At 63.4% G+C, this 19542-nt stretch carries 23 protein-coding genes and 1 other RNA gene; 11 read left to right on the top strand and 13 right to left on the bottom strand.

Going from position 1 to position 19542, the window contains the following annotated elements:
* Positions 1–15: 15 nt before the first annotated feature.
* A complete protein-coding gene (gene hisN / locus PXK01_RS05220) occupies positions 16–807 on the bottom strand; it encodes a histidinol-phosphatase (protein ID WP_274846563.1) in 792 nt (263 codons plus the stop codon).
* Between the two features lie 67 nt (positions 808–874).
* Complete coding sequence (locus PXK01_RS05215) at positions 875–1246, bottom strand: helix-turn-helix domain-containing protein (RefSeq protein ID WP_274846562.1); 372 nt, start codon at positions 1244–1246, stop codon at positions 875–877.
* 351 nt (positions 1247–1597) lie between these two features.
* Here PXK01_RS05215 and PXK01_RS05210 point away from each other — a divergent pair, with 351 nt between their 5' ends.
* Positions 1598–2554, top strand: coding sequence for an NADPH:quinone oxidoreductase family protein (locus PXK01_RS05210; protein ID WP_274859131.1), 957 nt, complete (start codon positions 1598–1600; stop codon positions 2552–2554).
* A gap of 13 nt (positions 2555–2567) precedes the next feature.
* On the opposite strand, the gene PXK01_RS05205 is transcribed toward PXK01_RS05210, so the two are convergent.
* Positions 2568–3449: a LysR family transcriptional regulator gene (locus PXK01_RS05205; protein WP_274846560.1), complete on the bottom strand. Its 882-nt coding sequence runs from the start codon at positions 3447–3449 to the stop codon at positions 2568–2570.
* 124 nt (positions 3450–3573) lie between these two features.
* Between PXK01_RS05205 and PXK01_RS05200 the strand changes: the two genes are divergently transcribed.
* From PXK01_RS05200 to PXK01_RS05190, 3 genes are all read left to right on the top strand, one after another.
* Positions 3574–3783: a DUF1127 domain-containing protein gene (locus PXK01_RS05200; protein WP_274859130.1), complete on the top strand. Its 210-nt coding sequence runs from the start codon at positions 3574–3576 to the stop codon at positions 3781–3783.
* 197 nt (positions 3784–3980) lie between these two features.
* Entirely contained in the window at positions 3981–4757 is a 777-nt protein-coding gene (locus PXK01_RS05195) for a Bax inhibitor-1/YccA family protein (RefSeq protein ID WP_274846558.1), read from the top strand.
* Positions 4758–4840: 83 nt separating this feature from the next.
* Positions 4841–5320 (top strand): GNAT family N-acetyltransferase, encoded by a 480-nt coding sequence (locus PXK01_RS05190; RefSeq protein ID WP_274859129.1) that lies wholly within the window; start codon positions 4841–4843, stop codon positions 5318–5320.
* 15 nt (positions 5321–5335) lie between these two features.
* Here PXK01_RS05190 and PXK01_RS05185 read toward each other — a convergent pair whose 3' ends face one another.
* The 7 genes from PXK01_RS05185 to gatC form a co-directional block, all read right to left on the bottom strand.
* Positions 5336–5749 (bottom strand): hypothetical protein, encoded by a 414-nt coding sequence (locus PXK01_RS05185; protein ID WP_274846556.1) that lies wholly within the window; start codon positions 5747–5749, stop codon positions 5336–5338.
* Positions 5750–6007: 258 nt separating this feature from the next.
* Positions 6008–6175, bottom strand: coding sequence for a 50S ribosomal protein L33 (gene rpmG, locus PXK01_RS05180; protein WP_007814563.1), 168 nt, complete (start codon positions 6173–6175; stop codon positions 6008–6010).
* Between the two features lie 109 nt (positions 6176–6284).
* An RNA gene (gene rnpB / locus PXK01_RS05175) (RNase P RNA component class A) lies at positions 6285–6697 on the bottom strand.
* Positions 6698–6753: 56 nt separating this feature from the next.
* Positions 6754–7452 (bottom strand): N-acetylmuramoyl-L-alanine amidase, encoded by a 699-nt coding sequence (locus PXK01_RS05170; protein ID WP_274859128.1) that lies wholly within the window; start codon positions 7450–7452, stop codon positions 6754–6756.
* On the bottom strand, positions 7452–8240 hold the full coding sequence (locus PXK01_RS05165; RefSeq protein WP_274846554.1) for a hypothetical protein: 789 nt from the start codon (positions 8238–8240) through the stop codon (positions 7452–7454). Before PXK01_RS05165 ends, PXK01_RS05170 begins: the two co-directional genes overlap by 1 nt.
* 51 nt (positions 8241–8291) lie before the next feature.
* Positions 8292–9779 carry an Asp-tRNA(Asn)/Glu-tRNA(Gln) amidotransferase subunit GatA gene (gene gatA, locus PXK01_RS05160; RefSeq protein WP_274859127.1) on the bottom strand — a complete coding sequence of 496 codons (1488 nt, stop codon included), beginning with the start codon at positions 9777–9779 and terminating at the stop codon, positions 8292–8294.
* Between the two features lie 3 nt (positions 9780–9782).
* Complete coding sequence (gene gatC / locus PXK01_RS05155) at positions 9783–10070, bottom strand: Asp-tRNA(Asn)/Glu-tRNA(Gln) amidotransferase subunit GatC (protein WP_274846552.1); 288 nt, start codon at positions 10068–10070, stop codon at positions 9783–9785.
* A gap of 155 nt (positions 10071–10225) precedes the next feature.
* Between gatC and PXK01_RS05150 the strand changes: the two genes are divergently transcribed.
* Both PXK01_RS05150 and PXK01_RS05145 read left to right on the top strand, forming a co-directional pair.
* Positions 10226–11221, top strand: coding sequence for a calcium-binding protein (locus tag PXK01_RS05150; protein WP_274859125.1), 996 nt, complete (start codon positions 10226–10228; stop codon positions 11219–11221).
* 113 nt (positions 11222–11334) lie between these two features.
* A complete protein-coding gene (locus tag PXK01_RS05145; RefSeq protein ID WP_274859124.1) occupies positions 11335–12027 on the top strand; it encodes a metal-dependent hydrolase in 693 nt (230 codons plus the stop codon).
* On the opposite strand, the gene PXK01_RS05140 is transcribed toward PXK01_RS05145, so the two are convergent.
* Genes PXK01_RS05140 through PXK01_RS05130 form a run of 3 tightly spaced genes read right to left on the bottom strand, consistent with a single transcriptional unit; the run spans position 12024 to position 13935 of the window.
* Positions 12024–12632 carry a DNA-3-methyladenine glycosylase I gene (locus PXK01_RS05140; protein WP_274859123.1) on the bottom strand — a complete coding sequence of 203 codons (609 nt, stop codon included), beginning with the start codon at positions 12630–12632 and terminating at the stop codon, positions 12024–12026. The two genes, PXK01_RS05145 and PXK01_RS05140, sit on opposite strands and share 4 nt — an antisense overlap.
* Positions 12625–13476 (bottom strand): aminoglycoside phosphotransferase family protein, encoded by an 852-nt coding sequence (locus PXK01_RS05135; RefSeq protein WP_274859122.1) that lies wholly within the window; start codon positions 13474–13476, stop codon positions 12625–12627. Before PXK01_RS05135 ends, PXK01_RS05140 begins: the two co-directional genes overlap by 8 nt.
* The gene (locus PXK01_RS05130) at positions 13477–13935 is read right to left on the bottom strand and encodes a nucleoside deaminase (protein WP_274859121.1); all 459 of its coding nucleotides are present in this window, start codon (positions 13933–13935) and stop codon (positions 13477–13479) included.
* Here PXK01_RS05130 and PXK01_RS05125 point away from each other — a divergent pair.
* From PXK01_RS05125 to PXK01_RS05105, 5 genes are all read left to right on the top strand, one after another.
* Positions 13934–14989: a pseudouridine synthase gene (locus tag PXK01_RS05125; RefSeq protein ID WP_274859120.1), complete on the top strand. Its 1056-nt coding sequence runs from the start codon at positions 13934–13936 to the stop codon at positions 14987–14989. The genes PXK01_RS05130 and PXK01_RS05125 overlap by 2 nt on opposite strands.
* Positions 14990–15153: 164 nt before the next feature.
* Positions 15154–16071 carry a 5-bromo-4-chloroindolyl phosphate hydrolysis family protein gene (locus tag PXK01_RS05120; RefSeq protein ID WP_274859119.1) on the top strand — a complete coding sequence of 306 codons (918 nt, stop codon included), beginning with the start codon at positions 15154–15156 and terminating at the stop codon, positions 16069–16071.
* A 25-nt stretch (positions 16072–16096) separates the two neighbouring features.
* Positions 16097–17287 (top strand): toxic anion resistance protein, encoded by a 1191-nt coding sequence (locus PXK01_RS05115; RefSeq protein WP_274846544.1) that lies wholly within the window; start codon positions 16097–16099, stop codon positions 17285–17287.
* 181 nt (positions 17288–17468) lie between these two features.
* Positions 17469–18308, top strand: a complete 840-nt coding sequence (locus PXK01_RS05110; protein ID WP_274846543.1) for a DUF2927 domain-containing protein — start codon at positions 17469–17471, stop codon at positions 18306–18308.
* Between the two features lie 65 nt (positions 18309–18373).
* A complete protein-coding gene (locus tag PXK01_RS05105) occupies positions 18374–19540 on the top strand; it encodes an SPFH domain-containing protein (RefSeq protein WP_274859118.1) in 1167 nt (388 codons plus the stop codon).
* Positions 19541–19542: the final 2 nt, after the last annotated feature.

Raw genomic sequence — 19542 nt, 5'->3', positions numbered from 1 at the left:
GCGCTCAAGCCTGTTTCAACCGCCCTGCAGCAAGCCCAGCGCCTGCGCATGCAGCTCCTTGTTCGCCGCCGCCAGAACCTGCCCGCCATCATGAGCCGGGCCACCCTGCCAATTGGTGACAATGCCGCCTGCGGCTTCGATCACCGCGATGGGCGCCTGGATGTCATAGGCGTTGAGCCCCGCCTCGATCACCAGATCGATATGGCCGGCGGCCAGCAGCGCATAGGCATAGCAATCCATGCCGTAGCGGGTCAGCTTAACCTGTGCCGCGACGCGTTCGAACCCGGACCGCTCGTCCGGGGTCCCTACTTCCGGAAAGGTGGTAAAAAGGATCGCCTGGTCCAGTGCCGCGCCCTGCCGGGTTGCCAGCGCACAGGTCCCATGCGGCCCCGACATCTGCGCATGGTCGGCACAGCCGACAAATCGCTCTCCGGTATAGGGCTGGTCGATCACGCCCAGAACCGGACCGGTCGCATCGGACAGCGCGATCAAGACACCCCAGGTCGGTGTGCCGCTGATGAAGCCACGGGTGCCGTCGATCGGGTCCAGAACCCAGGTGCGGCCAGAGCGGCCCTCGACTGCGGGAAACTCTTCCCCCAGGATCCCGTCCTCGGGGCGCAATTCGGCCAGAACGGCGCGCATGGCCTGTTCGGCATCGCGGTCGGCCACGGTCACAGGGTCAAACCCGGCTGCGAGCTTGTTGTCAGCACCAAGGCCAGGCTTTCGGAAATGGGGGAGGATCACCGCGCCGGCGGCATCTGCCAGCCGCTGCGCCACATCAAGATCAGAGGGAGATTTATCGGTCATGATCCAGCGGGTGCCATCGCACCCCGCCGGATACAACAAAAAAGACCCCTCAGGGGTCTTTTCTCTTTCAGGCTGCGTCGCTCAGAACACGGGCCAGTTCAAACAGGCGCCTGCGCTGGTTTTCCGGGATCGCATAATAGGAGCGCACCAGATCCAGGGCTTCCTTGTCGCCCATCAGATCCTCGGGAACCGAGCTCTTCTCCGCCGCCGCTTTGCCCTCTTCTTCGAGACCATCGAAGAAGAAGCTGACCGGAACCTCCATCGCGTCAGAAATATCCCACAGCCGCGATGCGCTGACCCGGTTGGCACCGGTTTCATACTTCTGAATCTGCTGGAACTTGATCCCGACCTTTTCGGCCAGTTGCTGCTGTGTCATACCAATCAGCCAGCGCCGGTGACGGATCCGTTTACCGACATGCACATCTACTGGATGAGCCATGTGCCATCTCCTAGTTATACCAAAGTAGTTCGCGCCAAGGTTGCCGCGACAATTGCCAAATCCGTCAGGATATCAACACTGACCCGAACAATCGGACCACCCCAAACCGCGACACTGGTTCAACCTCATGGCCGACCTTACGACCTCCACGGTTGAATTCAAGCCTCCCAAGGTAGAGCTGAGAGTCGAAGACATCCAAATACATGATTTCGCGTGTCATTTTGTCATGTTAATTTGAACAATAACATATGAAATATCCCCTCCCCATAAATAGCGAGGTGAAATTGCGCGACCTGTTGTCGAACAGTCACGCATCGAATCACCAACGCGCGCCGCATCTGCGAGGACACCATGCAGGCCTTCCAAGTGACCGCCTTTGACACCCCCCCAACGCTCATCTCGGTCGACTGCCCGCCGCCCGGCGCAGGTCAGGTCGCGGTGCGAATTGCGGCCTGTGGCTTGAACTTCGCGGACCTTCTGATGATGAAAGGCACCTACCAGGATACGCCCGCGCTGCCCTTTGTGCCGGGGCTGGAGGTGGCCGGGACCGTGACCGCCCTGGGTGACGCGGTTGCGGGGCTGTCTCTTGGCGACCGTGTCGCAGTCTATGGCGGCCAGGGCGGCCTTGCCGAAGAAGGCGTCTTTGACGCAAACCGCGCCGTGCACATTCCCGATGACATGTGCTTTGAAGACGCCGCGGCAATGCTGATCGCCTATGGCACCAGCCTCGTGGCCCTTGACCATTGCGCCCGCCTGCAACCCGGAGAGACGCTGCTGGTCACAGGCGCTGCGGGCGGCGTCGGCCTGACGGCCGTGGAAATCGGCAAGCTGATGGGCGCACGCGTCATCGCCCATGCGCGTGGTGCCGACAAGCTGGAGGTCGCCCGCAAGGCCGGAGCCGATCACCTGATTGACGACAGCGAGGATCTGCGCAGTATCGTCAAGGAACTGGGCGGCGCTGATGTGGTCTATGACGCGGTTGGCGGCCCGGTCTGGAAGGCCGCCTTTCGCGCCACCAACCCCGGCGGGCGCCTGCTGCCGATCGGCTTTGCCAGCGGCGAGGTTCCGCAGATCCCGGCCAATCATCTGCTGGTCAAGAACCTGACGGTGATCGGTTTTTATATCGGCGGCTACCTGAAGGCGCGGCCCGAGGTGATCCAGACCGCCTTTGCCACCCTGTTCGACTGGTACAGTGCAGGCCGGATCAAACCGCATATCAGCCATGTCCTGCCCCTGGCACAGGCGGCAGAGGGCCTGGAGCTGCTGCGCAGCCGCGCCTCGACCGGCAAGGTGATCATCACCCCCTAGGGCCTCCCCCGGATCAGCTGGCTGCGCGCAACGGGGCCCGGCGCAAAGCGGCAAAGCCCTGGCGGAGGATATCTGCCAGATCGCTCACATATGCGGCCCGAACGCGATCGGCGCCATAAAGATTGATCTGCTGCACCGGCAATTCGGGCAGGACATCACCGTGATCGATGATCTCCTGATGCCCGGGCTGGGTGCCCTCCAGCAGGACGCCGATGGCCAGATCGGCGCTGACGGTCGCCTCGACCGTGCGGTCGGATTCACTGTCCACCGCCATGTCCCACTCGATCCCGGCCTCATCCAGCGCCGCCGTGGCCGAGGCGCGGAAGATACAATTGCGGCAAAACCCCAGCCGCAGGGGGCGATGACGCCAGGCCGACCCATCGGCGGCCCCGATCCAGCGCAATGGCATTTCGTGGATTGCCTCGCCGCCCTCGCCTGCCGTGCCTTCGGTCGTCAGGATCAGATCATAGGCCCCCTTGGCAAAGCCCGCCTTCAGATCGCGTGTGTTCGAAGTCACCAGGTTGACGCTGACCCGTGGGAAGGTGGCGTTGAACCGCTGCAGGACGCGCGGGATCACCGGGTAGACCACATCATGGGGCACCCCCAGGACCACCTCGCCCTCAAAGGCCTGGTCGGTCAGCCGGGTGATCACCTCGTCATTGAGCGCCACCATGCGGCGGGCATAGCCCAAGAGCTGCTCCCCCGCCGGGGTCAGCGCAATGCTGCGCCCCGACCGATCCAGCAGCTCCAGCCCCAGCAGCTCCTCAAGCCGCTTCAGCTGCATGGAGACCGCAGACTGGGTCAGATGCAGAAACCCCGCCGCCCGTGTCACACCGCCATTGTCCGCCACCGCCACGAAAGAGCGCAGCGTCGTAAGATCCAGATTTCGAGCCATCACAATCCCTGATGCTAAGTATCAAAAACATTCGTTTTCAAAATAAATCACACTCCCCCATATACATCAACAGAAATGATGAACGAATGAGAAACCATCACAATACCAGAAAAGGACACAAGACATGACCTACGTGACGCTTTCCGCACCCCGCCGCAGATCCCGGATCGGCCTGTCCGCGCGCCTTGCCACGGCCTTTGCCCTGATCCGCCAGCGGCGTGCCCTGGCCAAACTGGATGACGCCGCCCTGCTGGACATCGGTGTCAGCCGCGCCGCGGCACAGAGTGAAGCCAAACGCCCGTTCTGGGATGCGCCGGCGTCGTGGCTGCGCTGAACAGGGCCTTTCACATGACACCACCGGCCTGAAGGCGCATCATTGATTTGATGCGCCTTTTCATGTTTTTGCTGCGAATCTTTTTGTCCCGGCCTTGAACCGATTGCGCTTTGATCCGATATTCGCACAGAACGCTGTGCGCAGCCTGAAGGCTCTGATACAGCAAGGGAGAGTTTTTGAAACGGAGACCATGATACATGGCACAGTTTGACACCATTCGTTCTGCAGCAGGCGCCCGCTCTGCCGAGATCGATGCGGGCCTGCGCGCCCACATGAACAAGGTCTACGGCACGATGTCCGTGGGCACCTTCATCACATTCCTGGCAGCCTGGGCCATCGCCGGTCTGGCGGTCACATCCGATCCGTCGGGCGCAGCCGCCCAGCTCAGCGCAGACAAATACCTGACCAGCCTTGGCTATGCGATCTATGCTTCCCCGCTGAAGTGGGTGATCATGTTCGCCCCGCTGGCCTTTGTCTTTGGCTTCAGCGCCGCCATCAACCGCCTGTCGGCCGCCGCCGCACAGCTGGTGTTCTACACATTCGCGGCCGTGATGGGCCTGTCGATCAGCTCGATCTTCCTGGTCTTCACCGGTGAATCCATCGTCCAGGTGTTCCTGATCACCGCCATCGCCTTTGCGGGCCTCTCCCTGGTGGGTTACACCACCAAGAAAGACCTGTCGGCCATGGGCACCTTCCTGATCATGGGTCTGATCGGTCTGATCGTGGCCTCGATCGTGAATATCTTCCTGGCCTCCTCCGCCATGGCCTTTGCGATCTCGGTGATCGGCGTTCTGATCTTTGCGGGTCTCACCGCCTATGACACCCAGAACATCAAGAACACCTACCTGCAGATGGCCCATTCCGGCGATCAGGAGTGGCTGGGCAAGGCCGCGATCATGGGCGCCCTCAGCCTCTACCTGGACTTCATCAACCTGTTCATGATGCTGCTCCAGCTGCTTGGGAACCGCGAATAAGCGCCACAGACACCAAGAGTTCAGCAAGGGGCGGATCGGCAAGATCCGCCCTTTCTTTTTTCGCATAGCAAAGGATTTGACCCATGAAGATTTCGGATATCCCGGCCGAGCAGGCAGAGCGCCTGCTGCCCCTGTTGCAGGAGCTGCATGCGCTTCACGCCGAAAACCAGCCACACCGCTACCCCGCAGACCCACAGGACGCAGAGCTGCGGGAGTGGCTGTCAGACTGGCTGGACGAGGACGGCGTTCACGCCATAGGCGCCCAGAGCCCCTCTGGCGCGCTGATGGGCTACGCAATCTACCAGATCGAAGACAGACCCAGCCTGCCGATCGTGCATGGGGGAAAGCGCATCATGCTGCATCAGATCGCGGTGGAGGACCCCTTTCGCCGTTTGGGCGTCGGGAGCAGCCTGATCAAAGAAATCCAAACGCGCTGCAAAGCCATGGGGATCGAAACGCTGGTCACGACCTACGCCACGTTCAACGCAGCCTCCAGCGCGCTTATGAGCCGTATGGGGCTGGCGCCTGTCACCACGGTTGCCGAATGGAGGATGGGCGCCTGAGGGCGCCCCGACAGCTCAGGAGCAGCTCAGCCCTGTGGCCAGGGCCACGGTGCCACGGGTGCTGCCCATCACCTGTACCTCCCCTGTCGTGCTGCAACCGCTTTCGCGCGCGGCCAGCGCCTGGAATTCGGACAGTGCGATATCGGGCAGGCTGGAGATCACGCTGCGCTGTGGCGTGGTCAGCACCGCAAACCCGGCAGACCCGGACCGCACCAGATCCAGTGTCAGAAAACGCCCCTTGACCTCGACGCGCAGGCTCTGGCTGCCCGGTTTGGTCACTTTGCGGCCCGAGATTTCCGCCTCACCGAGCACGGACAGGGGCCCCGCCTCGACCGGCGCCGGGGCAGGCACCACACCGGCCACGGTCGGCTCCGGTCCGGGAACAACTGCCACTGCAAAGACCACACCACTCAAGATACGTTTGAACACCGTTAAACCCACCCGGTTCTGTTAACTCACATTAACAAGCTACCTCTGAAATGAGGCGAAAAGGCGACTATCCTTTCGTACAGTGGCACTGATCTAAAGGGCAATTTGTTCAAATTCGAACGATGGAATAACGCCCCGGATCCGGCAGCCCAGGCAGGAAACCCGCCCGCAAGAGCCCTTCAAACACGAAAAAGGGCCACGCTGTCGGCGTGACCCTTTTGATCGTCCGGGTTGGAAAATCCAGTCAGCCGATTGGGCTTACTTGATTTTGCCTTCCTTGTATTCGACGTGCTTGCGCACGACCGGGTCGTACTTACGCACAACCATTTTTTCAGTCATGGTGCGTGCGTTTTTCTTGGTCACGTAGAAGTGGCCCGTGCCCGCGGTCGAGTTCAGGCGGATCTTGATGGTCGTCGGCTTCGCCATGGTGCTTCTCCTGCGTCCGAAAAGGCAGGGGGCCTCTCGGTAAATTCCTATATGAGCGTGCGCTTTTACCTGCACTGCCCCCCAAGTCAATAGGATTCGGGGGGATATTTTGCGCAGAAGGCCTGTAAGCCGGATTCTGTCCCGGGGCATAGCCCCATAGACGACCATTCATCTGCGATACGCATTGCTGCGCACCTCTAGCTGCCAACCCGGCCCCTCTTGGCTAAAGCGTGCCTAGCGGCGGCTTCCCGTTGCCGGGACCTGCCCGCGCGGGGGCCCTATTTGGCATTGCTCCCGGTGGGGCTTGCCGTGCCACCCCTGTTGCCAGGGGCGCGGTGGGCTCTTACCCCACCGTTTCATCCTTACCATGCCCTGATCCGTTGCCGGGGGCCTGGCGGTTTCATTTCTGTGGCGCTCTCCGTCAGGTTGCCCTGCCCGGGCGTTACCCGGCACCGTTGCTTTAGGGAGTCCGGACTTTCCTCGCGGAAGGCAAGCCTTCTGCGCGGCCGTCCAGCCTTCTGCGCAAGGCAGCACCTATGCGCTCATCCAGCTGCGGTCAAGAGGATGATAAGGGGAGGTCAGCCCCAGAGTTCAGCCTGCCCAAGTGGTGCGAAATCCGCGGCACAGAGCGCCCCCCTGCCCTGCGGGCGGTAGCGCAGGCGCACGGCCCTCAGCAAAGCCGCATCCTCCACCGGTGCTGTATAGCCGATATCACGCGCATAGGCCCGAAACCGCACCATATCCAGCATCTCCGGCTCCATCAGGCCAGCCCCACCGCCAGCTTCCGCCCCCGGGCGTGCAAGGCCCTGCCGCGCAAGGCGCGCCCAGTCGAACCGCGCGCCCGGATCGAACTTGCGATCCGGCGCCATGTCGGAATGGCCGATCACGCCCTCGGGCGGGATCGCCCACCGCTGCATCACGCCAGCCAGCAGATCCTCCAATTGCCGCATCTGAGGCTCGGAAAACGGATGATCGCCGCCATTGTCCAGCTCGATCCCGATAGAGCGCGAATTGATGTCCTCTTGCCCGCACCACTGCCCGGCGCCGGCATGCCAGGCGCGCTGGTCTTCCTCGACCAGCTGCCACAGGGTGCCGTCCCGACCGATCAGGTAATGCGCCGACACCTCGGCTTCGGGGTCGCACAGACGTTCCAACGCGGCCTCGGCGCTTGTCATGGCGGTGTAGTGAAGCACCACGAGCTGTGGCGTCAGGCCATCCCGGCGGGCGGTGAAATTGGGGCTGGGCTGCCAGATGGCATCTGGGGTGCGCCCGGCCATCAGGAACCGTCGCGCAGGACCAGGCGATAGGGGGACGGATCCCAGCCACAGGCGTAGCCGTCGCCATCGGGATCCAGCGCTTGGCGGTCGCGTTTCGGACCACCCGCTTCCAAAAAGGCGATCTGCGCCAGTTCCGGCGAGGCATAGCCTGCGCAATTGCGCGCCGAGCGGGATTTCAGGTTGATGCCCGAGCGGCTGTAGATTCGGTTGCCCGGCGGGTTGGAGGTGCTGAGCGCATATTGCACGATATTGGGATCGCGCTGGCCCGGCGCCACGCTGGGCAAGGCCGTGGGCTGCACCACCTGATACTGCGCCCGCTGCTGCTTCAGCCGCTCCGCATCGCTTTCGATGGTCTGACGGGAAGAGACCGCATCAAAACTGTTCTCATCGGACAGCCCCGGATTGCCGACGATTTGCGGCGCCGGGTTCGAAGGGCTGGCCTCCAGCGGCACCTGCCCCGAGTTGCTCTGCGCCGCGCTGAGGGCCGCAGCGGTTTCCCGCGCGATATCGGCGCCGGAAGACCTGTCGGCAAGAAGCCCGGCTCCGGAGACGGACCCGGCACTGCGTGGCGCAGGCGGCAGCGACGATCCGGTTGCGTCCAGCGGCTGGCCGGACACCCGGACGGGCGGGATCAGCGCATCGCCGTTGATCGTGGTGCCAAAATCGGGCGGTGCCGCGAAGGGGTCATTGTCAATCCCAACGCCGGCGGCGCTGTCCGGCACCGGCGGCGTGCAGGCTGCAAGGGCCAGAAAACTGCCCGCAAAGGCGAGAGAGACGAAGACACGCATCGGGATCACCTGTTTATGGTCGACTGTAAGCTGCTCTTGTTTGCGCTCAGCTTACCACCATTTGCCCGGCTTTGCCACAAACCCGGCGGCCTGCTCCAGCGCATAGGCGGTGTTCAGCAGATCGCCCTCTTCCCAAGGACGGCCGATCAGCTGCAGCCCCAGCGGCAGCCCTTGCGCGTCCAGACCGGTCGGCACCGAAATCCCCGGCAGGCCCGCCAGGTTCACGGTGACGGTAAAGACGTCGTTGAGGTACATCTGCACCGGATCCGCATCGGTCATCTCGCCCAGGCCAAAGGCCGCCGAGGGCGTCGCCGGGGTCAGGATCGCGTCCACGCCTGCGGCAAAGACATCCTCGAAGTCCTTCTTGATCAGGGTGCGGACGCGACGGGCGCGGTTGTAATAGGCGTCATAGAAGCCTGCCGACAGCACATAGGTGCCGACCATCACGCGGCGCTGCACCTCGTGGCCGAAGCCCTGGGCGCGGGTCTTCTCGTACATCTCGGTGATGCCATCCCCCGCCTCCAGCGTGGCGCGGTGGCCGTAGCGCACCCCGTCATAGCGCGCGAGGTTCGAGGAGGCCTCTGCCGGGGCAATCACGTAATAGGCGGGCAGCGCGTATTTGGTGTGCGGCAGCGAGATATCGACAATCTCGGCGCCTGCATCCTTCAGCATGGCGGTGCCATCGGCCCAGAGCTTTTCGATCTCGGCGGGCATGCCCTCCATGCGGTATTCTTTCGGGATACCGATCTTCTTGCCCTTGATGTCGCCGGTCAGCATGGCCTCGAAATCCGGCACGGCCAGATCGGCGCTGGTGCTGTCCTTGGGGTCATGCCCTGCCATGGCTTCGAGCATGATCGCCGCATCGCGCACCGATTTGGTCATCGGCCCGGCCTGATCCAGCGATGAGGCAAAGGCCACGATGCCCCAGCGCGAGCAGCGCCCGTAGGTGGGCTTGATGCCCACGGTGCCGGTAAAGGCCGCAGGCTGGCGGATCGAGCCGCCGGTGTCGGTGCCGGTTGCCGCAAGGCAGAGGTCCGCCGCAACAGCCGCAGCCGAGCCGCCCGAGGATCCACCCGGGGTCAGCTTTGCATCGCTGCCGTCACGCCGCCACGGGCTGACCACATCGCCATAGGCGGAGGTCTCGTTGGACGAGCCCATGGCGAATTCGTCCATGTTCAGCTTGCCCAGCATCACGGACCCCGCATCCACCAGCTTCTGCGAGACGGTGGATTCATATTCCGGCTTGAAGCCTTTCAGGATGTTCGATGCCGCCTGGCTATCGACGCCCTTGGTGCAGAAGAGATCCTTGATCCCCACCGGCAGGCCGCACATCGACGGCGCATCGCCAGCCTTGATGCGGGTATCCGCCGCCTTGGCGCGCTCCAGCGCGATCTCGGGGGTCTTGTGCACAAAAGCGTTCAGCGCATCGGCTGCGTCGATGGCCTTGAGGCAGGCTTCGGTCAGCTCGACAGAGGTGGTGTCACCCTTGCGCAGGGCATCGCGGGCCTCGGCCAGGCCCAGTTTGTTCAGATCGCTCATGTCTTACTCCACCACCTTGGGGACCGCAAAGAAACCCTCGCGGGCGTCGGGCGCATTGGACAGAACCTTGTCCTGCTGATTGCCGTCGTTCACCACATCCTCGCGCCGCTTCAGACGCTGTGGCGTGACCGAGGTCATCGGCTCGACCCCTTCCACATCCACTTCGTTCAGCTGTTCGATGAAACCCAGGATGGTGTTGAACTCGTCTGCCAGCGCAGGCAGCGCGTCCTCTTCGACCTTGATCCGGGCCAGTTTGGCCACCTTGGCGGCGGTGCTTTGGTCAATCGACATGGAAACCCTCATCTCGTCTGCCTCGGCATTTACCGTCGCACCGCCGCCACCGCAAGACTGAGGGTGCCCTTCTGCCGGATTTCTGGTGCGAATCCACAGGTCAGGTGGTTTAATCATCCTGTTTTGAGCGTTTCATTGTAAAAAGGATTGGACCTATGATCTTTACCACGGGGCCAGGGGACGACAGATTTCTCTTCCAAGACCTGCCATATGACCCTTCCGAATGGCACGACAGCGGCGGCACCGATACATTGGTCTTCAGCTGGCATATCGCTCCGGTGTCTCTTCAGATACGCGAGGTGGACGGCGGGCTGGAAGTGCGCGAATACGGCCAGACCCGCCTGTTCATTCCCCAGGAGGCGGCTGGCGTCCCGTCGGTTGAACGGTTTGAAATCGGGCCCGCCAGCTATTCCGAGCTTGACGTTTTCGCCACCCAGGAGGTCATCAGTGACCCGGCTGCGATCGCCGGCCTCAGCACAGACGGTGTCTTGACCCACCATGTTGCGCTGGTTGCGGGCAGGCACGGCGAGGTCATCACGCTACGCACCCAGGATGACACATTGTTTGACAGCGGATTGAGCCAGGTCTTCGGCAATGGCGGCGCAGATCGTTTGACAGCGGCCTCCCCCCTGGCCGCCTGGCTTTATGGCGGCCAAGGCAACGACACCCTGCGCGGACACCACAACGATGACCTCCTTGCCGGGAACGCCGGGGCCGACCGCCTTTTCGGGCGCGGTGGCGATGATACGCTGAATGGCGGGCACGGCAGCGATGTCCTGCGCGGCGGGCTGGGCGATGATCGCCTGGTGGGGGACCGCTACGGCCTGGGGCTGCGCAACGGGTTTCGCGACAGGCTTGATGGTGGCGCCGGAGATGACACGCTGGTCGGCGGGCTGGATCGGGATCGCCTGACCGGAGGCAGCGGGGCCGATGCATTCGAATTTGAAATCGGCGCGGGATCCCGTCCGGATATCATTCTGGATTTTGAAGCCGGTATCGACAGCATCAGCCTGGACACCCATACGTTTCCCGGGCGCCTTCAGATCGCACACAGAAATGGCGACAGCATCCTGAGCTTTGGAGAGCTTACCTTTGCCATTCTGCGGGATGTTGAGCTTGATCGGGCGGATCTTGACTGGTCGACATACTGAACCAACCGACATCATCCGAGCCGGGCAGCACCCCAATTGCCTTGCCGGTGATTTGCTCTGGTCAAATGCCTGGCCGATGCTAGTCTTTGCCCGGACATTTAGGGAGATTTGACATGAAAATCATCTGGCTGGGCCACGGCAGCTTCCGTTTTGAAACCGGGGACAAGGTGCTGCTGCTGGATCCCTGGCTGACCGGCAACCCGAGCCTGCCCGAAGACCAGCACGACGCCGCCATCGCGGGCGCCACCCATATCATCCTGACCCATGTGCATTTCGACCATGTGGTTGATGTTCTGCCCCTCGCCAAGAAGCTGAACATCCCGGTCGCAGGTCAATACGATCTGATGGGCTTCTGGGGCGAAACCGAAGGGGTAGAGACCGTGGGCTTCAACAAGGGCGGTACTGTCGATCTGGGCGGCGTGAAACTCTCGATGGTGCCTGCGTCCCACAGTTCCACCTTTGCAACGCCCGAAGGGCCGCGCACCGGTGGGTCGGAAGTGGGATATGTGCTGCAGGCCGAGGGCAAGACCATCTACATCAGCGGCGATACCGCGATCATGGCCGACATGGACTGGATCGGGGATTACTTCAAACCCGATGTGGGCATCCTCTGCGCAGGCGGTCATTTCACCATGGACATGAAACAGGCGGCCTATGCGGCCAAGCGCTATTTCGACTTCAAGACGGTGATCCCCTGCCACTACAAGACCTTTCCGCTGTTGGAACAATCCGCAGAGGATCTGGTCGCGGGGCTGCCGGGCGTCGATGTGATCGAACCCGAGGTGATGACGGAGATCGAGGTCTAGGCCGGCTTTTGAAACTGCGCCCGCGCACGGGCGGCCTTTTGCCTGCAATGGCATCCCTGCGCGTGGTCATTGATCAGCCCCATCGCCTGCATGAAGGCAAAGACGGTGGTGGGGCCGACAAATTTCCAGCCGCGTTTCTTCAGCGCCTTGGACAGAGCGACGGACGCAGGACTGGTCGATTGGGTCTGCGGCTCGGGCAGGGTTTCGGGATCCGGCTCATAGCACCAGAAAAACGCGGCAAGCGATCCGGCTTCCTCCACCAGCTCCTGCGCGCGCCGGGCATTGTTGATCACCGCTTCGATCTTGCCGCGGTGACGGATGATGCCCGCATCCTGCAGCAGCCGCTCCACGTCCTGTTCGGTAAAGGCGGCAACCTTGTCCCAATCAAATCCGCAAAAGGCGGCGCGGAAATTCTCCCGCTTGGCCAGGATGGTGCGCCAGCTGAGACCCGACTGGAAGCTTTCAAGGCAGATCTTTTCAAACAGCCGGATGTCGTCACCAACGGGGTAGCCCCACTCGGCATCATGATAGGCATCAAATTCTGGCGCAGAGGCGCTCCAGGCGCAGCGGGTCAGCCCATCTTCACTGGTCACGGTCTTATTCATCGATCTTCTCCGCACAGGACAGAAGCGTGGTCAGCAGCGGCAGTTCGGGGTCACGGGACAACCGCCCCTGGCTGCGCCAGGCGATCGACAGCGCGCATTTGGCGGCGGCCCATTGCAACAGACGCAGGCGATCGACACCAAAGCCCGCCGACCACAGATCCGCCAGCGCCAGGATGCGCCTTGGTTCGCGGATCAGATCCTCGCAGCCCTTGGGATGGCGAAAGGCATTGGCCAGCTCATAGCTGCGCTCCCCGACCAGCCCCTTGGCATCAAAGGCACAATAGCCCCGCCTGGCCTTGCGGATATTGTCGTGATGCAGATCTCCGTGCAGCGGTCGCAGGTCCACCTGAGAGGACAGCAATTCCCGCGCCATCGACCGCGCCCTGGCCATTGCCGCGCGCAGCTGCGGGTCGCAACCCTCTGCCAGGCCCAGATCGAACAGCGCTGCGAACCGATCGGTGAGCAAAGGGTACCCCTCAGTCGGCTGAGCGGCCCCCCGATGCAGACCCGAGGCAACGCGGAGGAGCTCTTCCGCCGCCTGCAGATCATGCCTCGCACGCGCCATATCGCCCAAGGACGGGCCTTCCAGCCATTCGATCAGGGCTGCATCCGGCCGCGTGGCATAGACCTGGGCGGCGTGATCCGGGGGAGACGCCGCAAGGAACCTGAAGCCCTGCGCCTCGCTACCCATGCCGCCTGCCCCATAGACCTTCAGGACCGCGGGTTGGCCATCGGCGCGCGTCACCCTCCAGAGCTTTGCGATTGCGGTCTGCGCAAGGGGCACCGGATCTGACACCTCAAACTGCGCCAAGAGCTGCGCGGGAGGCTCCGTTGCCCTGGTCATTCAGTCCGCTTTCCGCCTGGCGCCAAAGAAATCCTTCAGCAGCGCCGCGCTTTCCGCTTCGGCAATGCCCTCATAGACCTCGGGCGCATGGTGCGCCTGCGGATGCGAAAAGACGCAAGCGCCATGAGCCACCCCGCCCGACTTGGGATCAGAGGCACCGTAGTACACCCGCGCGATCCGGGCCGCGGCGATGGCAGCGGCACACATGGCGCAGGGCTCCAGCGTCACATAAAGATCAAACCCCGCCAGCCGCTCCGATCCGCGCGCGGCACAGGCAGCCCGGATGGCCAGGATCTCGGCATGGGCAGTGGGGTCGGAAAACTCGCGTGTCCGGTTGCCGGCGCGTGCCGCCACGGTTCCGTCCGGGGCGATCAGCACCGCACCCACCGGCACCTCGCCGCGCCGGGCAGCGGCGCGGGCCTCCTCCAGGGCGATGGACATATGGGAGCGAAACACCATGCCCCTCCCTGCCGCAGAATGGGTGCTTTCGCAAGCCATCGGAATGCTCTATGGCGAAGGCATGAGCAAAACACCCGCATCCCCCAAGCGCCCCAATCGCCCCAAATCCGCGCCCAAGCCGCGCCCTGCTGCAAAGGCCGCGAAGGCGGATCACACGGCCAGCCCCGAGGGCGACCGCATTGCCAAGGTGCTGTCGCGCGCAGGCATTGCCTCGCGTCGCGAGGCCGAGCGGATGATCGCCGAGGGGCGCATCGCGGTGAATGGCAAGGTGATCGACAGCCCGGCGCTGAACGTCACGGGCAAGGATCGGATCCTGGTCGACGGCCAGCCCCTGCCCGAGGCAGAGGCCCCGCGCCTCTGGCTCTATTACAAACCGGCGGGTCTCGTGACCACCACCAGCGACGAACGGGGCCGCAAGACCATCTTTGACGAACTGCCCGAGGATCTGCCGCGGGTGATGACCGTGGGGCGGCTTGACCTCAACTCCGAAGGTCTGCTGCTGCTCACCAATGATGGTGGCATCAAGCGCAAGCTGGAACTGCCCGCCACCGGCTGGCTGCGCCGCTACCGGGTCCGCATCAACGGGCGCCCGCAGGACAGCGATTTCGAACCGCTGCGCAAGGGGCTGGTGATCGAGGGCGAAAAGTTCCAGCCGATGATCGTCAACCTGGACCGCCAGCAGGGCGCCAACGCCTGGCTGACCGTGGGCCTGCGCGAGGGCAAGAACCGGGAGATCCGCCGCGCGATGGAGGATATCGGGTTCTCGGTGAACCGCCTGCTTCGCCTGTCCTACGGTCCCTTCCAGCTTGGCAGTCTCAAGCCTGGCGAGGTGGAGGAGCTGCGCCCGCGCGTGATCCGCGACCAGCTGGGGTTGGAGCAGGACGACACCGCCGAGGCCCCCAAACGGCGCAAGCCCACCCGTGGCCCGCGCCCCGGCGGCAAGCCTGCCGCAAAGGCAGCTACCACCCCTGGCAGCGCGGACAAGCCGCGCGGCAAGCGCGCCGCCCCCCAAAAGCCCGGCAAACGTCCAATCGGCAAGAATCCCCGTCGCTGAGGACAATGGACCAGACTTCCCCCTAGTAAGCGGCCCCGTGATCTCTTAGATTTCAGGGATGTAACACTTGCCCAGGGAGAGCCCGCGTGCAGAAAGTCGCCTTTGCAGCCCTGATGATCCTGATGTTCGGGCTGACCACCGGATGGATTGTGGGAGGCTGACCCATGGCACAACGGTATGGCGGCAAATACAGCCCTGACGGCGCAGACGGGCAGCAGGCAAACGGCAGCTCAGGCGCGCAGGCGACGCAAGAGACGAACTCCTTTCGCGGGGCACGGGTCGATCCGGTGGGCGCACGCGCCAATACCATGTTCGTGCCCGGCGCCATTCTGCTGATCATGTCGGTCGATGATGGCGCCACCGGGCTGGCCCTGGGCGGTATTGCCGCCGCGCTCTGGACCGGGGGGGCCTTCCTGTTGCGCGAAGGCCTGCGCGCCGAGGCCGCCTATGCCGCCCGCAAGGTCGCCCGCAAACCCGCCCTGCCGCGGAAAATCCTGGCCTCCATCCTGACTGGCGCCGGGGCCGCGCTTGCAGCCTGGAAGGCCGAGCCGGGCCTGGTGATCGCCGCCACATATGGATTGGCTGCCACCGGGTTGCATCTGGCCGCCTTCGGGATCGACCCCTTGCAGGACAAGGGTGTTGAAGGCGTCGACGATTTCCAGCAAAGCCGCGTTGCCCGCGCCGTGGACGAGGCCGAAAGCTACCTTGGCGCCATGCGCGATGCGATCCTGCGCGCGCAGGACCGAAAGCTTGAGACCCGCGTAGAGCGGTTCCAGAGCGTCGCCCGCGACATGTTTCGCACCATCGAGGAAGATCCCCGCGACCTGAGTGGCGCACGCAAGTATCTGACCGTCTACCTGCAGGGCGCCCGCGATGCGACCATCACGTTCGCCGATATCTACGCCCGCAGCCAGGATGCCCATGCCCGCGATGATTATCTTGCCCTGCTGGACGATCTGGAACAGAATTTCGCGGCGCGCACCCAGAAGATGCTGCTGGAAGACCGCAGCGACCTGACGATCGAAATCGACGTGCTGCGCGACCGTTTGCAGCGCGAAGGGGTCCGTCTGGACCGCAATTGAGACTTTGACTTGAGGAACGACATTCATGTCCGAGACCATTCAGAAAAAAGCAATTGAGGCCGAAGCCCTGGTCTCGGAAGTCACCGCGGTCGAGCTGGCCGCACCCCAGGCCGAGGTTCTGGCCCTGGATCAGGCCGACGCCCCCACCAGCGAGGCGATCCGCAGCCGCATGGGCGAGATCGACATGAGCGACAGCAATTCGATCATCGGCTTTGGCTCGGGCGCCCAGGCGGAATTGCAGACCATCAGCCAGGCCATGCTGGCGGATGTGCGCAACAAGGATGTGGGGCCTGCGGGCGACTCTTTGCGCAATATCGTCACCACCATTCGGGGCTTTTCCGTCTCGGAACTGGATGTGCGCCGCAAGCCCACCTTCTGGGAACGGCTTCTGGGGCGCGCCGCGCCCTTTGCCAAGTTCACCGCCCGCTACGAGACGATCCAGGCCCAGATCGACAAGATCACCGATGATCTTCTGGGGCATGAGCATACGCTTTTGAAGGACATCAAATCGCTCGATATGCTCTATGAGAAGACGCTTGATTTCTATGACGAGCTGGCGCTTTACATCGCCGCCGGAGAGGCCAAGCTGGCGGATCTCGACAGCAATGATATCCCCGCCCTGGAGGCCAATGTGCAGGCCGCAGCCGAGGCGGATCAGGTGATCCGCGCACAGGAGCTGCGCGATCTGCGTGCCGCCCGCGACGATCTGGAACGCCGGGTGCACGATCTGAAACTGACGCGCCAGGTCACCATGCAGTCGCTGCCCTCGATCCGGCTGGTGCAGGAGAACGACAAATCGCTGGTCACCAAGATCAACTCGACCCTGGTCAACACCGTACCGCTTTGGGAAACGCAGCTGGCCCAGGCCGTGACCATCCAGCGCTCGGCCGAGGCCGCCGCCGCCGTGCGCGATGCCAATGACCTGACCAATGAGCTGCTCACCTCGAATGCCGCCAACCTGCGTGAAAGCAACAAGATGATCCGCCAGGAGATGGAGCGCGGCGTCTTTGACATCGAGGCGGTGAAACAGGCCAATGCGGATCTGATCGGCACCATTCAGGAAAGCCTGCAGATCGCCGATGAAGGCAAGGCCAAGCGTGCCGCCGCCGAGGGCGAGTTGAAGAAGATGGAAGCCGAACTGCGCGACACCCTGGCCGCCGCCAAGGCGCGGCGCGATGGAATCGGCGACAACGCGGGCACTGCGGTTCCGTCCTGATCGGATGATCTGGACGAAGACGCATACCCGGGGCGCGCCCCGCATAGGTCGTGCCTGGCCCCGTGGCAGGCGCCTTGCAGCGGTTCTAAACCCCATGATCCCGATGGCCCTGAGGCTGGGACTTGGGCTGGGGCTGGGCGTTCTAAGCGGGTGCATGCCTGCGGGACGGGGGGAGTCCCGGATGCCGCAACCCCGTCCGGCGGCCCTGTCCATTCCAGCCGCACCTTCGGCGGCCAGTGCTGAGCTGCGGCAATACTACCGCGTACTTCAGCGCGATCTTCTGACCCGCGGGTTGCTGCGCACCGACGGCGGCGGCCCCGACACCCCCTATGATGCCGAAGACCTGGCGGCGAATTTCGAAGCGATCTCGTTTTTTAACGAATACGCCGGACGCGGTGGCGGCGCCACCGGCGGGCTGTCGCGCTGGTCGGGACCGGTGCGCATCCAGGCCGAGTTCGGCCCATCGGTGCCCGAAAGCCAGCGCCGCCGCGACAGCGAGAAGGTCGCAGGCTATGCCGCGCGGCTGGGACGCATCACCGCGCATCCGATCATGGCCGTGCCCCGGCGCGGCAATTTCCACGTCATCTTTGCAGGCAAGGACGACAGCGCCTTCGTGGCAAAACGGCTGCGTGCAATCTTGCCCAATATCAGCCAAAGCGATTTCCAGCTCTTCGTGGATCCGCCGCGCACCCATTATTGTTTCGTTCTTGCGGGGGGCGCTCAAAGCAGCCCCTTTGACTATATTCGCGGCGTCGCGCTCATTCGCGCCGAACACCCGGATCTGGTGCGCGACAGCTGCATCCACGAGGAAATCGCCCAGGGCCTGGGCCTTTTGAATGACAGTCCCAAGGCACGCCCCTCGATCTTCAACGACGACGACGAATTCGCCTTTCTCACCAGCCACGATGAAAAGCTGCTGCAGATGCTTTATGATCCGCGGCTGGAAACCGGGATGAGCGCCGAAGAGGCCCGCCCGATCACCCGCATCATCGCCCGAGAACGGATGGGGCAGGAGCTATGATGCCTGTGCCCACCCGCCCCGCATATTGCCCTGCCCCGCATATCCCCAAGAAGAGGACCTGACAGATGGGTATTTTCGACTTTCTGACCGGAGAATTCATCGACGTCATCCACTGGGTGGATGATACCCGCGACACCATGGTCTGGCGCTTCGAACGCGAAGGCCACGAGATCAAATACGGCGCCAAGCTGACGGTGCGTGAAGGACAGGCGGCGGTCTTTGTCCATGAAGGACAGCTGGCGGATGTCTTCACCCCCGGTCTTTACATGCTTGAGACCAACAACATGCCGGTGATGACAACGCTGCAGCACTGGGACCACGGGTTCCAATCGCCCTTCAAGTCCGAGATCTATTTTGTCAGCACCACGCGTTTCAATGATCTGAAGTGGGGCACCAAGAACCCGATCATCTGCCGCGATCCTGAATTCGGCCCGGTGCGCCTGCGCGCCTTTGGCAGCTATTCGGTGCGGGTGGTCGATCCCGCGCGCTTCCTGACCGAGATCGTCGGCACCGATGGCGAATTCACCATGGATGAGATCAGCTTCCAGATCCGCAACATCATCGTGCAGGAGTTCAGCCGCGTGGTGGCGGGCTCGGGCATTCCGGTGCTGGACATGGCCGCCAATACCGCCGATCTGGGCAAGCTGGTCGCAGCCGAGATTTCGGCCACGGTGGCGGAATACGGTCTGTCGATCCCGGAACTCTATATCGAGAACATCTCCCTGCCGCCTGCGGTGGAACAGGCGATGGACCGGCGCACCCAGATGGGGATCGTCGGAGATCTGGGCCGCTACACGCAGTTTGCCGCCGCCGAGGCGATGGACGCCGCCGCCCGCACCCCCAACAGCGGCATGGGCGCAGGTTTGGGGATGGGAATGGGCATGGCGATGGCCCAGCAGATGGGCAACGCCATGACACAGGGCAACTCGGGTGGCGGATCTGGCCCCTGGGGCGCCCGCCCCGCACCCGCGGCTGCACAGCCCCAACCCGCACCGATGGCGCCGCCGCCCCCGCCAGTGGAACATGTCTGGCACATCGCCGAAAATGGCGCGACAACCGGCCCCTTCTCCAAGGCGCGACTGGGACGCATGGCCCAGGAGGGGCAGCTGAAACGGGATACCTACGTCTGGACCCCTGGTCAGGACGGCTGGCAACGGGCCGGGGATGTGGCGGAACTGGCGCAGCTCTTCACCATTCTGCCCCCGCCCCCGCCGCCACCGCCCGGCGCTTGACA

The sequence above is a fragment of the Phaeobacter sp. PT47_59 genome (genome assembly GCF_028890025.1).
In the GTDB taxonomy this organism is placed as follows: domain Bacteria; phylum Pseudomonadota; class Alphaproteobacteria; order Rhodobacterales; family Rhodobacteraceae; genus Phycobacter.
Note: the sequence above shows the minus strand (reverse complement) of the source record. Positions and strands in the feature narration are given on the sequence as shown.

Coding starts and splice junctions, on each gene's coding strand:
- hisN (WP_274846563.1), bottom strand. CDS start 807: ATGACCGATAAATCTCCCTCTGATCTTGATGTGGCGCAGCGGCTGGCA.
- PXK01_RS05215 (WP_274846562.1), bottom strand. CDS start 1,246: ATGGCTCATCCAGTAGATGTGCATGTCGGTAAACGGATCCGTCACCGG.
- PXK01_RS05210 (WP_274859131.1), top strand. CDS start 1,598: ATGCAGGCCTTCCAAGTGACCGCCTTTGACACCCCCCCAACGCTCATC.
- PXK01_RS05205 (WP_274846560.1), bottom strand. CDS start 3,449: ATGGCTCGAAATCTGGATCTTACGACGCTGCGCTCTTTCGTGGCGGTG.
- PXK01_RS05200 (WP_274859130.1), top strand. CDS start 3,574: ATGACCTACGTGACGCTTTCCGCACCCCGCCGCAGATCCCGGATCGGC.
- PXK01_RS05195 (WP_274846558.1), top strand. CDS start 3,981: ATGGCACAGTTTGACACCATTCGTTCTGCAGCAGGCGCCCGCTCTGCC.
- PXK01_RS05190 (WP_274859129.1), top strand. CDS start 4,841: ATGAAGATTTCGGATATCCCGGCCGAGCAGGCAGAGCGCCTGCTGCCC.
- rpmG (WP_007814563.1), bottom strand. CDS start 6,175: ATGGCGAAGCCGACGACCATCAAGATCCGCCTGAACTCGACCGCGGGC.
- PXK01_RS05170 (WP_274859128.1), bottom strand. CDS start 7,452: ATGGCCGGGCGCACCCCAGATGCCATCTGGCAGCCCAGCCCCAATTTC.
- PXK01_RS05165 (WP_274846554.1), bottom strand. CDS start 8,240: ATGCGTGTCTTCGTCTCTCTCGCCTTTGCGGGCAGTTTTCTGGCCCTT.
- gatA (WP_274859127.1), bottom strand. CDS start 9,779: ATGAGCGATCTGAACAAACTGGGCCTGGCCGAGGCCCGCGATGCCCTG.
- gatC (WP_274846552.1), bottom strand. CDS start 10,070: ATGTCGATTGACCAAAGCACCGCCGCCAAGGTGGCCAAACTGGCCCGG.
- PXK01_RS05150 (WP_274859125.1), top strand. CDS start 10,226: ATGATCTTTACCACGGGGCCAGGGGACGACAGATTTCTCTTCCAAGAC.
- PXK01_RS05145 (WP_274859124.1), top strand. CDS start 11,335: ATGAAAATCATCTGGCTGGGCCACGGCAGCTTCCGTTTTGAAACCGGG.
- PXK01_RS05140 (WP_274859123.1), bottom strand. CDS start 12,632: ATGAATAAGACCGTGACCAGTGAAGATGGGCTGACCCGCTGCGCCTGG.
- PXK01_RS05135 (WP_274859122.1), bottom strand. CDS start 13,476: ATGACCAGGGCAACGGAGCCTCCCGCGCAGCTCTTGGCGCAGTTTGAG.
- PXK01_RS05125 (WP_274859120.1), top strand. CDS start 13,934: ATGCCCCTCCCTGCCGCAGAATGGGTGCTTTCGCAAGCCATCGGAATG.
- PXK01_RS05130 (WP_274859121.1), bottom strand. CDS start 13,935: ATGGTGTTTCGCTCCCATATGTCCATCGCCCTGGAGGAGGCCCGCGCC.
- PXK01_RS05120 (WP_274859119.1), top strand. CDS start 15,154: ATGGCACAACGGTATGGCGGCAAATACAGCCCTGACGGCGCAGACGGG.
- PXK01_RS05115 (WP_274846544.1), top strand. CDS start 16,097: ATGTCCGAGACCATTCAGAAAAAAGCAATTGAGGCCGAAGCCCTGGTC.
- PXK01_RS05110 (WP_274846543.1), top strand. CDS start 17,469: ATGCCGCAACCCCGTCCGGCGGCCCTGTCCATTCCAGCCGCACCTTCG.
- PXK01_RS05105 (WP_274859118.1), top strand. CDS start 18,374: ATGGGTATTTTCGACTTTCTGACCGGAGAATTCATCGACGTCATCCAC.